The organism is Variovorax ginsengisoli, assembly GCF_030486595.1.
Lineage (GTDB): Bacteria > Pseudomonadota > Gammaproteobacteria > Burkholderiales > Burkholderiaceae_C > Variovorax > Variovorax ginsengisoli_B.
The window spans coordinates 152,489-166,465 of the sequence record NZ_JAUJZH010000002.1 but is presented as its reverse complement, the minus strand read 5'-3'; the positions used below and the strand labels follow the sequence as shown (position 1 = coordinate 166,465).

6 protein-coding genes are annotated in these 13,977 nt (G+C 70.8%); 3 read left to right on the top strand and 3 right to left on the bottom strand.

The features are described 5' to 3' along the window. Positions 1-177 precede the first annotated feature (177 nt). A complete protein-coding gene (locus QZH52_RS03325) occupies positions 178-657 on the bottom strand; it encodes an FKBP-type peptidyl-prolyl cis-trans isomerase (protein ID WP_286533303.1) in 480 nt (159 codons plus the stop codon). Between the two features lie 275 nt (positions 658-932). On the opposite strand from QZH52_RS03325, the gene QZH52_RS03320 reads away from it, so the two are divergent. Then, positions 933-8,384, top strand: a complete 7,452-nt coding sequence (locus tag QZH52_RS03320) for an autotransporter-associated beta strand repeat-containing protein (protein ID WP_301803732.1) — start codon at positions 933-935, stop codon at positions 8,382-8,384. Position 8,385: 1 nt separating this feature from the next. On the opposite strand, the gene QZH52_RS03315 is transcribed toward QZH52_RS03320, so the two are convergent. Next, positions 8,386-9,372, bottom strand: a complete 987-nt coding sequence (locus tag QZH52_RS03315) for an SDR family oxidoreductase (protein ID WP_301803729.1) — start codon at positions 9,370-9,372, stop codon at positions 8,386-8,388. 196 nt (positions 9,373-9,568) lie between these two features. Here QZH52_RS03315 and QZH52_RS03310 point away from each other — a divergent pair, with 196 nt between their 5' ends. Next, positions 9,569-10,864 carry an Nramp family divalent metal transporter gene (locus tag QZH52_RS03310; protein ID WP_301803726.1) on the top strand — a complete coding sequence of 432 codons (1,296 nt, stop codon included), beginning with the start codon at positions 9,569-9,571 and terminating at the stop codon, positions 10,862-10,864. 37 nt (positions 10,865-10,901) lie between these two features. Beyond that, positions 10,902-13,190 carry an ATP-dependent DNA helicase gene (locus tag QZH52_RS03305; RefSeq protein WP_301803723.1) on the top strand — a complete coding sequence of 763 codons (2,289 nt, stop codon included), beginning with the start codon at positions 10,902-10,904 and terminating at the stop codon, positions 13,188-13,190. Between the two features lie 4 nt (positions 13,191-13,194). On the opposite strand, the gene QZH52_RS03300 is transcribed toward QZH52_RS03305, so the two are convergent. Further along, complete coding sequence (locus tag QZH52_RS03300; protein ID WP_301803720.1) at positions 13,195-13,965, bottom strand: SGNH/GDSL hydrolase family protein; 771 nt, start codon at positions 13,963-13,965, stop codon at positions 13,195-13,197. Positions 13,966-13,977: the final 12 nt, after the last annotated feature.

The window sequence follows — 13,977 nt, the reverse complement described above, 5'->3', positions numbered from 1 at the left end:
AACGTCGCATCCGAATGCCAGGGATACCGCGGAACCGGCTTTGCCGGTCCGCTGGCATCGCCCCCCTTGAGGGGGCTGAGGTCCGCGGCTCCAAGCCTGCCCGCGCAGGCTTGGACGGAACCGAAGAGCCGCTGCCTCTGGCAGCGACTCAGGGCCCGCAGGCGCATCGGGGGGTGCTCAGTGATGATGTCCGTGGTCGCCGTGGACGTGGCGGTGGGCGATCTCTTCCTCGGTCGCGGCGCGCACGCCGGTCACGGTCACGCTGAACTTCAGCGCCTTGCCGGCGAGCGGGTGGTTGCCGTCGAGGATCACCTGGGGGCCCTTGATCTTCATGACGGTGAAGTGCTGCGGCTCGCCCCGGTCGTTGCGCCCTTCCAGCTGGCCGCCGACCTTGACGCCGGGCGGGAACTCGCTCTTGGGGATGGTGCGCACCAGCGACTCGTCGCGGGCGCCGAAGGCGTCCTCGGGCTGCAGGTTCAGCGTGGTCTGGAAGCCGACCTCCTGGCCGTCGAGCGCCGCCTCGATCTTGGGGAAGGTGTTCTCGTAGCCGCCATGCAAATAGACCATCGGGTCGCGGCCCTCGTCGATGAGCTTGTGGGTGACGGCATCGCTCACCTTGTAGCGGAGGGTGACGGCGGTGTTGGCGGTGACTTTCATGGTGTCTTGCATTTGGGTTGCGTCCCGGCAAGGCCGGTCCGGGGTCGCAAGTCTACGGGCGCGCAGCGCGCGGACGCGTTCCCTGCGGTGGATACCCGTCCGCCTGCCTGACCCATCGACGACCCGTCTTTGGCCCGCCACGACGTCCTGTTCCATGGGGCGGATTGCAAACTTATTTCTCACTAATCGGACTCGGATATAGCCCGAACTAGTTACAACTCAGCACTAAATATCTAACAATCTGTATCTTTAGTTAACACTTCTCGAGATTTCCAATGAATTGTGTCCACCGTGTCGTCTTCAACCGCAGCAAGGGCGTGTGCCAGGCCGTGTCCGAGGTTGCCACCGGGTCGCACGGAGGACGCGATGCCGTGGCGACCGTCGAGTCGACCATGCCGCGTATGTCAGCGCTCGCTTCTATTTGCGCGCTGGCGATTGCGTCCATGGCGCCGGGCAGCGTCTGGGCGGACGGCGGGGCCGGCGGGGCGGGCTACAGCGGCATCGTCGGCGGTTCCGGCGCAGCCGGCGGGACGCTGGCGCAGTCGGTGGGCAGCAACGGCACGACCGGAACCTCCTTGGCAGGCAACGGCGTGACCTACAAGATCGGCGGCGGCGGTGGCGGCGGTGCGATGGTCACCGCCGGTGCCACCGCGGGCAACGGGGCTGCGGGCGGCAATGGCGGCGGCAACACGCCGGTGGCCGCCGGCGGCGCCGGTGGCGTGCTCGCCGGGACTTCGCGCATCACGTCCAGCAACTACACGCTCGCCAATGCCACCACCGGCGCCACCGGCGGCGCGGGTCTCGCGGCGGTGACCGCGGTGGGAGGTTTCATCGACGGCGGCGGCGGTGGCGGCGGCGGCGGTTCGGCGGGACTGGTGTTCTCCGGGACTGGCACGTTGACCGTCAACAACACGCTGACCGGTGGCGCGGGCGGCGCGGGCGGCGCCGCAGGTGCGATCGCTTCCGGCGGCGGGCCCGCCGAATGGGGCTGGGGCGGCGGCGGCGGCGGCGGCCAGGGCGGGGTGGGCCTGCTGACGAGCATCGGCGGAAACGTCACCGTCAACGCGGCGAGGACGGTCCGGGGCGGGGCCGGTGGTGCGGGCGGCGCGGCCACGCAGGGTTCCGGCGGCTCGGGTGGCGACGGTGGCACCGGCGTCCTTGTCACGGGAGCACGGACGCTCACCAACGCCGGGACCATCGCCGGCGGTGCCGGCGGCGCCGGTGGCGTATCCAGCCAGGGCGGAAGCCTCGGCCAGGCCGGGGCGGGCGGTGTCGCGATCAAGGCGTCCGGCGGGGTGACGATCATCAACAGCGGGACGATCACTGGGGGCCTGGCGGGGACGGGCTCGGGCGCTGGTGCCGGGCTCCGCGCCGATGCGATCCAGTTCTCAGGGGTCGGCAACACGCTGACGCTCCAGGCCGGTTCCATGATCACGGGCAATGTCGTCGCGACCGCAGGCGGCAGTGACAGGCTGGTCCTGGGCGGCAACACGAGCAGCAGTTTCGACGCCAGCCAGATCGGCAACACGGTCCAGTACCGCAATTTCGCGACCTTTCAGAAGACGGGCACCAGCACCTGGACGCTGACCGGCACGACGACGGCGCTCACGCCATGGTCGATCCAGGCCGGCACCCTGGCGATCGCTTCGGACGCGAGCCTGGGCGCCACCGCCGGCAGTCTGACCTTGGCGGGCGGCACGCTCCGGACGACTGCCGACGTGACGTCGAACCGTGCGGTCGGCCTTGGCACGGGCGGCGGCACGTTCAATACCGACGCCGCCACGACCCTGACGCTGGGCGGTGCCATCACCGGCAGCACCCGCCTGACCAAGGCTGGCAGCGGGACGCTGGTGCTGGCCGGCACCGACACCCACAGCGGCGGCACGACCATCTCGGCCGGCACCCTGCAGGTGGGCAACGCGACCACGGCCGGCGCGCTCGCCGGCGACGTGACGGACAACGCCACGCTGGTCTTCGCCAACACGGCGGCGCCGATCGCGGGCGTGATCTCGGGCAGCGGCACGGTCACCAAGACCGGCGCCGGCACGACCGTGCTGACGCGCAACAACACCTACACGGGCGGGACGACGATCTCGGCCGGCACGCTGCAGGTCGGCAATGGCGGCGCCACCGGAGCGGTCGTCGGCAACGTCGCCAACGCCGGCGCGCTGGTCTTCAACCGCTCCGGCACGCTCAACTACGGCGGCGTGATCTCCGGCGCCGGCACGGTGACCCAGAGCGGTACCGGCACGGCCGTGCTGACCGGCACCAACACCTACACCGGCGCCACGACGATCGCGTCCGGCAGCACGCTGCAGCTCGGCACGGGCGCGAGCGGCGGCACCACCGGCGTGATCAGCGCTTCCAGCGCCGTGACGAACAACGGCACGCTCGCCTTCAACCGAAGCAACAACTTCACGTTCAGCAACTTGGTTTCCGGCAGCGGCGGCGTGAGCCACATCGGCAGCGGCACGACCACGCTCAGCGGTGCCAACACCTACAGCGGCGGCACCACGATCTCGGCCGGCACCTTGTCGGTGGCGAACGACGGCAACCTCGGCAACGCCAGCGGCGGCCTCACCTTCAACGGCGGCACCCTGAGCACTTCGACGAGCTTCGCGTCGAACCGCGCGGTGACGCTGAACGCGGGCGGCACAGTCAACACCAATGGGAACACGCTGACGCTGGGCGGCGCCATCACCGGCAGCGGCCGGCTGACCAAGGCTGGCGGCGGCACGCTGGTGCTGGCCGGCACCGACACCCACAGCGGCGGCACGACCATCTCGGCGGGTACGCTGCAGGTGGGCAACGCGACCACGGCCGGCACCCTGGCCGGCAACGTGACGGACAACGCCACGCTGGTCTTCGCCAACACGGCGGCGCCGATCGCGGGCGTGATCTCGGGCAGCGGCACGGTCACCAAGACCGGCGCCGGCACGACCGTGCTGACGGGCAACAACACCTACACGGGCGGGACGACGATCTCGGCCGGCACGCTGCAGGTCGGCAACGGCGGCACCAGCGGCGCGATCGCCGGCAACGTGGCCAACGCCGGCGCGCTGGTCTTCAATCGTTCCGGCACGCTCAGCTACGGCGGCGTGATCTCGGGTGTCGGCACGGTGACGCAGAGCGGCAGCGGCACGACCGTGCTGACGGGCAACAACACCTACACCGGTGCCACGACCATTTCGGCCGGCACGCTGCAACTGGGCAACGGCGGCACCACCGGCGCGATCAGTACGTCCAGCGCCGTGACGAACAACGGCACGCTGGCATTCAACCGAAGCAACAGCGTCACGTTCGGCAACGTGATTTCCGGCAGCGGCGGCGTGAGCCACATCGGCACCGGCACGACCACGCTCAGCGGTGTCAACAGCTACGGCGGAGGCACCACGATCTCGGCCGGCACCTTGTCGGTGGCGAACGACGGCAACCTCGGCAACGCCAGCGGTGGCCTCGCCTTCAACGGCGGCACGCTGAACACCACGAGCAGCTTCACGTCGAACCGCGCGGTGACGCTGAACGCGGGCGGCACGGTCAACACCAACACCTCCACGACCCTGACCCTGGGCGGCGCCATCACCGGCAGCGGCCGGCTGACCAAGGCTGGCGGCGGCACGCTGGTGCTGGCCGGCACCGACACCCACAGCGGCGGCACGACCATCTCGGCGGGTACGCTGCAGGTGGGCAACGCGACCACGGCCGGCACCCTGGCCGGCAACGTGACGGACAACGCCACGCTGGTCTTCGCCAACACGGCGGCGCCGATCGCGGGCGTGATCTCGGGCAGCGGCACGGTCACCAAGACCGGCACCGGCACGACCGTGCTGACCGGCAACAACACCTACACGGGCGGGACGACGATCTCGGCCGGCACGCTGCAGGTTGGCAACGGCGGCACCAGCGGCGCGATCGCCGGCAACGTGGCCAACGCCGGCGCGCTGGTCTTCAATCGTTCCGGCACGCTCAGCTACGGCGGCGTGATCTCGGGTGTCGGCACGGTGACCCAGACCGGCACCGGCACGACCGTGCTGACGGGCAACAACACCTACACCGGCGCCACCAGCGTCGCAGCCGGAACCTTGCAGGTCATCGGCGCGCTCGGCAACACCGCCGTCGGCGTCGCGAACAATGCCACGCTGGCGGGCAGCGGCTCGATCGCCGGAGCCGTGACGGTCGCCGATGGCGGCACGCTGCAAGGCCGCAGCGGTCAGACGCTGGCCACCGGCGCGCTGACGCTGGGCAGCAACTCGAACATCAATGTGGCGCTCGGCACGCCAAGCAGCACCGCGCTGTTCCAGGTCAACGGCGCCCTCACGCTCGACGGCCAGGTCAACGTCGCCGACCTCGGCGGCTTCGGCCCCGGCGTCTACCGGCTGATGAACTACACCGGCGCGCTGACCGACAACGGCCTCTTGGTCGGCAGCACGCCGAGCGGCACTTCGCTGTCGGTCCAGACCGCCGTGGCACAGCAGGTCAACCTGGTCAACACGACCGGTCAGACGCTGAATTTCTGGGATGGCGGCAGTGCAGCCAACCTCAACAACGGCGCCATCGACGGCGGCACCGGCACCTGGACGGCGAGCTCCGGCAACTGGGCGAACCAGAACGGCACCCTCAATGCCCCGATGTCGCCGCAACCCGGTTTCGCGGTGTTCCAGGGGGCCTCGGGCACGGTCGCGGTCGACAACGCGCAAGGTGCAGTCGCCGTCACCGGCATGCAGTTCGCGACCAGCGGCTATGTGGTGCAGGGCGGCCCGGTCCAGCTGGTCGGGACGCAGGCGATCATCCGTGTCGGCGACGGCAGCGCGACGCCCATCACCGCCACGGTCGATGCCGAGCTCGCGGGCGCGGCCAAGCTCGAAAAGACGGACTCGGGCACGCTCGTGCTCACCGGCGCCAACAGCTACAGCGGCGGCACGCTGATCACGGGCGGCACGCTGCAGCTGGGCGATGGCGGCACCAGCGGCTCGATCATCGGCGACGTGGCGAACAACGGCACGCTGGCCTTCAATCGGAGCGACGCCGTGAACTTTGCCGGCGCCATCAGCGGCAGCGGCGGCGTGGGCCAGATCGGCAGCGGCACGACCACGCTCAGCGGCGCCAACAGCTACAGCGGCGGCACCACGATCTCGGCCGGCACCTTGTCGGTGGCGAACGACGGCAACCTCGGCAACACCGCCGGCGGCATCACCTTCAACGGCGGCACGCTGAGCACCTCGGCGGACTTCACGTCGAACCGCGCGGTGACGCTGAACGCGGGCGGAGGCACGGTCAACACCAACGCCAACACGCTGACGCTGGGCGGCGCCATCACCGGCAGCGGCGGCCTGACCAAGGCCGGCAGCGGCACGCTGGTGCTGGCCGGCACCGACAGCCACAGCGGCGGGACGACCATCTCGGCCGGTACGCTGCAAGTCGGCAACGCGACCACGGCCGGCGTGCTGGCCGGCGACGTGACGGACAACGCCGCGCTGGTCTTCGCCAACACGGCGGCGCCGATCGCGGGCGTGATCTCGGGCAGCGGCACGGTCACCAAGACCGGCACCGGCACGACCGTGCTGACGGGCAACAACACCTACACCGGCGCCACGACGATCTCGGCCGGCACGCTGCAGCTCGGCAACGGCGGCAGCAGCGGCTCGATCCTCGGCGACGTCGCCAACGAAGGCACGCTGGCCTTCAACCGCAGCGATGCCGTGACCTTCACCGGCGCCATCTCGGGCAGCGGCGGCGTGCAGCAGCTCGGCACTGGCACCACCACGCTCACCGCCGCCAACACCTACAGCGGCGGCACCGTGATTTCCGGCGGCACGCTGCAGCTCGGCAATGGCGGCACCAGCGGCTCGATCACCGGCGACGTGACCAACAACGGCAGGCTGGCCTTCAATCGCAGCGATGCCGTGGACTTTGCCGGCGCGATCAGCGGCAGCGGTGGCGTGAGCCAGCTCGGCGGCGGTACGACCACGCTCGGCGGCGCCAACACCTACGCCGGCGGCACCCTGATCTCGGCCGGCAAGTTGATCGGCAGCGCCGGCAGCTTCGGCGTCGGCGCGATCGTCGACAACGCGGCGCTCGAGATCCGGCAGGCCACCGATGCCACCTTCGCCAATGCGATCTCCGGCAACGGCAGCTTCACCAAGAGCGGCGCCGGCGCGCTCAACCTGACCGGCGACAGCAGCGCCTTCACGGGCAGCACGCTGGTCAAGACCGGCACGCTGGCGGTCAACGGTTCGCTCGGCGGCGCGCTGACGATGGCCAGCGGCACCACGCTCAAGGGCAACGGCACGGTCGGCACGACCGTGGTCCAGTCGGGCGCGACTGTGGCGCCGGGCAATTCGATCGGCACCCTGCACGTGGCCGGCGACCTCACGCTGGCTGCAGGCTCGACCTACCAGGTCGAAGCCGCGGTCGACGGCCGCGGCGACCTGATCCGCGCCACCGGCGCGATCCACCTGCAGGGCGGTTCGCTGGCGGTGCTGGCCGACGGCAACTGGAATCCGACCGCCACCTACACCATCCTCAACGCCGGTGCCGGCGTGAACGGCAACTTCGGCGGCATCACGACCAACTTCGCCTTCCTCGATCCAACGCTCAGCTACAGCGCACAGGATGTGGTCCTGAGCCTGAAGCGCAACGACACCACGTTCGAGTCGGTCGGCAACACGCCGAACGAGAGCCAGGCCGGCGGCGCGGTCGACGCCTCGTGCTCCGGCGCGCTCTACAACGCGGTGGTCAAGCTCGACGCCGTCACGGCCCGCAGCGCGTTCGCGCAACTCGGCGGCGAACTGCATGCCTCGCTCAAGTCGATGGCCATCGAGGACAGCCGCTACGTGCGCGACGCCGGCCTCGACCATGCCCGGCGCTCGCTCGGCGGCGTCGCCACCGGCACCGACACCGCCTCGAAGGACGGCGTCTGGGCCTATGCCTTCGGCGCCCGGGGCGACATCCGCGGCGACGGCAACGCCTCGAAGATCGACGGCTCGACCAGCGGCCTGCTGATCGGCGGCGACACGAAGGTCGGCGACGACTGGCGTGTCGGCCTGATGGCCGGCTACAGCAGCGGCAGCGCCGATCTCGACGCCCGCGCCTCGTCGGCCAGCAGCGACAGCTGGCACCTGGGCGTCTATGGCGGCCGCCAGTGGGGCGCCCTGGGCCTGCGGCTCGGCGCGAGCTACAGCGACAGCAGCATCGACACCCGGCGCGCGGTGGTGTTCGGCAATTTCGCCGACCTGCCGACCGCCAGCTACAAGGCGCAGACGGCGCAGCTGTTCGGCGAACTGGGCTGGCGCATCGATGCCGGCGCGGTCGCGGTCGAGCCCTTCGCCGGCCTCGCCTATGTCAACCTGCATACCGATGACTTCAGCGAGCGCGGTGGCTTCGCGGCGCTGCACGGCGCCGGCGACAGCACCGGCATCGGCTACAGCACGCTGGGCGTGCGCGCCACCACCGACGTCGAACTCGGCGGCGCGAAGATGACGCTGCGCGGCATGCTGGGCTGGCGCCACGCGATCGGCAGCACCAGCCAGTACGCGTCGATGGCGCTGGCTTCGCAGTCGGCCTTCGTGGTCGCCGGCGTGCCGATCGCGAAGGATGCCGCGGTGGTCGAGGCGGGTGTCGACTTCTCGCTGCGCAAGGACCTGACGCTGGGCGTGTCCTACCTCGGCCAGGCCGGCAGCGGCGTGACCGACAACGGCGTCAAGGCCACCCTGCTGTGGAAGTTCTGATCTACACGGCGCCCACGCTGCCGGTCACCGGCAGCACGATGCCCGTGATGTAGCTGGCGCAGCAGGGCGCGGCCAGGAACACATAGGCCGGCGACAGCTCCTCGGGCTGCGCCGGCCTTTTCATGTCGGTGTGGCGGCCGAAGTCCTTCACGTCTTCGGCCGGGCGGTCGGCGGGGTTCAGCGGCGTCCACACCGGCCCCGGCGCCACGGCATTGACGCGGATGCCCTTGTCCAGCAGGTTGCTCGCCAGCGATTTCGTGAACGCGTGGATGGCCCCCTTGGTGGTCGAATAGTCGAGCAGCTCGGCGCTGCCTTCGAGGCCGGTCACCGAGCCGGTGTTGATGATCGAGCCGCCGCGCGGCAAGTGCGGCACCGCGGCCCGTGCCATCTGGAAGTAGCCGAAGACGTTGGTGCGCAGCGTGAGTTCGAAGCGTTCGTCCGTAATGTCCTCGATGGCCGCGGCGTGCAGCTGGAAGGCGGCGTTGTTGACCAGGATGTCGAGCCGCCCGAAGGCCTGCACCGTCTCGTCGACCGCGCGCTGGCAGAAGGCCGGGTCGCGCACGTCGCCCGGAATCAGCACGCAGTGCCTGCCCTCTGCCTCGATGCAGCGCTTGGTCTCCTCGGCATCGACTTGCTCCTCCTGCAGGTAGACGATCGCGACCTCGGCGCCTTCGCGCGCGTAGAGCAGCGCCACCGCGCGGCCGATGCCCGAGTCGCCGCCGGTCACCAGCGCCACCATGCCATCGAGCTTGCCGCTGCCCAGGTAACCCGAGGCGATGAAGCGAGGCTGCAGGTCCATGTCGGCCTCGAGGCCCGGCTTCTTCAGATGCTGGCTGGGCATCGGGTTCTCCGGCTCGGGCCGATGGCCCGCCTGCATGGGCTTCCCGCGTTCGGCTTGGCCCGCTGTGCGGTCCTTGGCATCCTGCTCACGCTGCACCTTGCGATGCTCCGAAGCGACGCTGTCCGGGGATTTGGCGGAAGGGGTCATGAGAGTGCTCCTGGTGGCGGGATGGAAAGTGGGTGGGATGGCTTCACCGTAGGCAGGGGTGCGCCGCGTGCATGTCGTCCAACACCGCGTTGCCGATGCGGACTCGACCCAGTCCGACAGCGCGCCGGGGCCGGCACCTATGCCTGGGGCCTGGCCCGGCCAGCGATGCTGGCGCACCCCTTCACACGAAGCCGCGATGAGCACCCCTTCAGCGTCCGCGACCGCGCCCGCCGCACCCGCGAAAGCGCGCTGGTGGTCCAAGCTCGGCCCGGGCCTGATCACGGGCGCCGCGGACGACGACCCGAGCGGCATCGCCACCTATACCCAGGCCGGTGCGCAGCTCGGCTACGGTGTGGGCTGGACCCTGCTGTTGACCTATCCGCTGATGATGGGGATTCAGCTGGCCAGCGCGCGCATCGGTCGCGTCACAGGCAAGAACCTCACCGAGACCTTCGCCCGCTTCTGCCCCCGATGGATGGTGGCGACGCTGGTGTCGCTGCTGCTGGTCGCCAATGTCATCAACCTCGGCGCCGACCTCAGCGCGATGGGCGATTCGGCTGCGCTGGTGCTGCCCGGCCGGCCGGCCTGGTACGCCGTGGGCTTCGGCATCGTGTCGCTGCTGCTGCAGGTGTTCCTGCCCTACGAGCGCTATGTGCGCGTGCTCAAGTGGCTGACGCTGTCGCTGTTCGCGTATGTCGGCGTGGTGTTCGCGGTCGATGTCGACTGGGCCGCGGCGCTCAGGGGAACCTTCACGCCGGACTTCCACTGGAGCCGCGCGTACGTCACCACGGTGGTCGCGATCCTCGGCACCACGATCAGTCCGTACCTCTTCTTCTGGCAGGCCTCGCAGGAAGTGCAGGAGATCAAGCGCGTGGCCGCCGACCATCCGCTGCGCGTGGCGCCGGAACAGGCGCGCACGCAACTGCGCCGACTGCGCATCGACACCGCGGTCGGCATGGGCTTCTCGAACCTGATTGCCTTCTTCATCATCACCGCCGCCGCCGCCACGCTGCATGCCCATGGCCAGAGCCGGATCGAGACCACCGCCCAGGCCGCCGCCGCACTGAAGCCGATCGCCGGCGACCTCGCCTTCTGGCTCTTCGCGCTCGGCGTCCTGGGCACCGGCATGCTGGCGCTGCCGGTGCTCGCCGGATCGGCGGCCGAGGCGGTGGCCAGCTACTTCCACCTGCGCAAGGGGCTCGACCTGACGCTGGCGCGCGGCCGCAGCTTCTACGCCATCCTGGCGGCCGCGATGCTGCTGGGCGTGGGCATCAGCCTGTCGGGACTGAATCCGATCTCGGCCCTGTACTGGGCGGCGGTGATCAACGCCGTCATCTCGGTGCCGGTGATGGTCGCGGTGATGATCGCGGCGTCGAGTCCGGCGGTCATGGGCCAGATGGTGCTGCCGCACAAATGGCGGCTGCTGGGCTGGCTGGCGACCGCGGCCATGGCGGCGGCCTCGGTGGCGCTGGGGGTGGTCTCGTTCACGTAGCGGGGTGCGGCCGGGCGCTGTATATTCATCCAGCCCCATGGCCGCCCTCCCCTCCCCTTCCGCCGCCGCTCCACTCGCGGTCTCGGTCCGCTCACTCTGCGCCTTCGCCGCCAAGGCCGGCGACCTCGACCTGCGCTTCGTGCCGGCCCCGAGTGGCCAGGAAGGCCAGGCGGGCCACCGGCTGGTGCAGTCCCGCCGCAGCCTCGACTACGAAAGCGAGGTCGGCCTGTCGGCGCGCTTCGGCCGGCTGCTGGTGCGCGGACGGGCCGATGGCTGGGACCCGCGGCGCCGCCGGGTCGAGGAAATCAAGACTTATCGCGGCGACTTCGGCCGCATCAAGGCCAACCATCGCGCGCTCCACTGGGCCCAGGCCCGCAGCTACGCATGGATGCTGTGCGAGCGCGACGCGCTGCCGGCGCTCGACGTCGCGCTGGTGTATCTGGACCTCGGCACCGAAAAGGAAACGGTGCTCGCGGAGAGCTGGACCCGTGCCGACCTGCAGCAGCACTTCGAGGCGCTGTGCGCGCGCTACCTGGCGTGGGCCGAGCAGGAGTCCGCCCACCGCGCGGCGCTCGATCCGGCGCTGGCGGCGCTCGCCTTTCCGCATGGCGGCTTTCGCCCTGGCCAGCGCGAGCTGGCCGAGGCGGTCTACCGCTCGGCGGTCTCGGCGCGCCCGCTGCTGGCCCAGGCGCCGACCGGCATCGGCAAGACCGTCGCCACCCTGTTTCCGCTGCTCAAGGCGCGGCCGGCGCGGCAGCTCGACAAGATCTTCTTCCTGACCGCCAAGACCTCGGGCCGCGCGGTCGCCCTCGGTGCGCTGCAGACCTTCGACCGCGCGCAGGCGCCGCTGCGGGTGCTCGAACTGGCGGCCCGCGAGAAGGTCTGCGAGTACCCCGGGCGGGCCTGCAACGGCGACGATTGCCCGCTCGCGCGCGGCTTCTACGATCGGCTGCCGGCGGCCCGCGGCGAAGCCATCGCCGCTGCCTGGCTCGACCGCGAGGCGCTGCGCGGCATCGCACTCGCCCACCAGGTCTGCCCGTACTTCCTCGCCCAGGAAATGGTGCGCTGGAGCGACGTGGTCATCGGCGACTACAACTACTACTTCGACGGCAGCGCCTTCCTGTATGCGCTCACCAAGGACGAGGAGTGGCGCGTCGCCCTGCTGGTCGACGAAGCCCACAACCTGCTGGACCGCGCGCGCGGCATGTACTCGGCGCAGCTCGATGCCGCCGCGCTCGAGGCGGTGCGCGCCAAGGCGCCGGCGCTGCTGCGCAAGCCGCTGGGGGGCCTGGCGCGCGAATGGCAACTGCTGCAGCGCGACCAGGTCGCCGCCTACCAGCCGCACGACCAGGTGCCCGAGCGCTTCGCGCGGGCCTTGCAGGAAGCGGTCTCGCTGATGGCCGAGCACTTTTCGGCCCGCCCCGACGAGCCACCGGGGGCGCTCCAGCAATGCTTCTTCGACCTGCTCCAGTTTGCCCGGCTGGCCGACAGCTTCGGCAAGCATTCGGTCTTCGAGGCGACGCTCGGCCCGGGGGACACGCGTGCCCTGGCGATCCGCAACCTGGTGCCCGCGCCCTTCCTGCAGGCGCGCTTCGCCGATGCCGCCTCGGCGGCCTGCTTCTCGGGCACGCTGGCGCCCTTCTCGTTCTACCGCGACACGCTGGGCCTGCCCGAGAACACGGCGACGCTGGACGTGGGCTCGCCGTTCCGCAGCGAACAGCTCGATGTCCGGGTGGCGATGGACCTGTCGACCCGCTTTCGCGACCGCGACCATTCGCTCGACGCGCTGATCGACATCGTGGCGGCGCAGTTCGCGCGCCGCCCTGGCAACTACCTGGCCTTCTTCAGCAGCTTCGACTACTTGGACAGCGCCTCGGCCGCCTTCGAGCGGCGGCACCCGGGCATCCCGGCCTGGCGCCAGTCGCGCGGCATGCGCGAAGCAGAGCGCGAGGCCTTCCTGGCACGCTTCGCCGCCGGTGGCCGAGGGGTCGGCTTCGCCGTGCTCGGCGGCGCCTTCGGCGAAGGCATCGACCTGCCGGGCGACCGCCTGGTCGGGGCCTTCGTCGCCAGCCTGGGCCTGCCGCAGCACAACGAGCCGAACGAGGTGATGCGCGAGCGCATGGACGCGCTGTTCGGCGACGGCTATGCCTACACCTACGTCTATCCGGGCCTGCAGAAGGTGGTGCAGGCCGCCGGGCGCGTGATCCGCAGCGAGACCGATGCCGGCGTGCTCTACCTGCTGGACGACCGTTTCGCGCGGGAGGAGATCCGGGCGCTCCTGCCGGCCTGGTGGCAGCTGGAGCCGATGTTCGCCGGAGCGCGCTGAGTCTTCAGGTCACCGGTCCCCGCACCGCGGCGCTGCGGCCGATCTTGCGCAGCCTGGCCGACAACTGGGCCTGGGTCTCGAGTTCGCGCTGCCACAACTCGTAGCCAGCGTCGCTCGGGTGGAGGCCGTCGCGGGAGCTCAGCCGCCGGGGATGGCGCGCGAACGGGTCGTCCTCGCGCGCCATGAACAGCGCCACGTGCTGGGCGCCGTTGGCCCGCGCCACCTCGGCCACGACGGCCTGGAGCCGGCGTGCCCGGTAGCTCATCCACCAGCTCCAGGGCGGCAGGAAGACGCGCAGGTTGCCGAGGTTGCCGGGCGGCATGAAGACCACCACCTGGGCGCGCACGCGGGCACGCTGCGCGACGCGCTGCACCAAGTCGCGCAAGACGGCATCGCGGGTGGTGCCGAGCACGTCGTGGGTCCCGCCGAGCACCAGCACCGCGTCGAAGCGCTCGTTGCCGTCGAGCTGCTCGAGGATGTCGGCGAAGCGCGCCCCGGGCTGGGACTTGTTGACCACGGTCAGCGACGGATTGGCGCGCGACAGCAGGCCCGGCAGGCTGTGGATCGGTTCGCTGGCACCGGCGCCGCCGGCCGTGCTGTCGCCTACCACCAGCAGGCGCGCGCCTTCAGGCTCGGCCTGTCGCTCGAAGCGATGGGCCCGGCGCGCCAGCCGCGTCGACCGGTGCAGCCGCAAGGCGGCGTAGCCGGCGGTCGCGGCCGCCAGCCCGAGCAGCACGGACAAGCCGGCACCCGCTGCGATGTGACTTCGCTTCACCGTCGTCCCTGG

What these genes read in the sequence shown, in the direction of transcription:
- QZH52_RS03325 (WP_286533303.1), bottom strand. Translation starts at nt 657, where the DNA reads ATGAAAGTCACCGCCAACACCGCCGTCACCCTCCGCTACAAGGTGAGC.
- QZH52_RS03320 (WP_301803732.1), top strand. Translation starts at nt 933, where the DNA reads ATGAATTGTGTCCACCGTGTCGTCTTCAACCGCAGCAAGGGCGTGTGC.
- QZH52_RS03310 (WP_301803726.1), top strand. Translation starts at nt 9,569, where the DNA reads ATGAGCACCCCTTCAGCGTCCGCGACCGCGCCCGCCGCACCCGCGAAA.
- QZH52_RS03305 (WP_301803723.1), top strand. Translation starts at nt 10,902, where the DNA reads ATGGCCGCCCTCCCCTCCCCTTCCGCCGCCGCTCCACTCGCGGTCTCG.
- QZH52_RS03315 (WP_301803729.1), bottom strand. Translation starts at nt 9,372, where the DNA reads ATGACCCCTTCCGCCAAATCCCCGGACAGCGTCGCTTCGGAGCATCGC.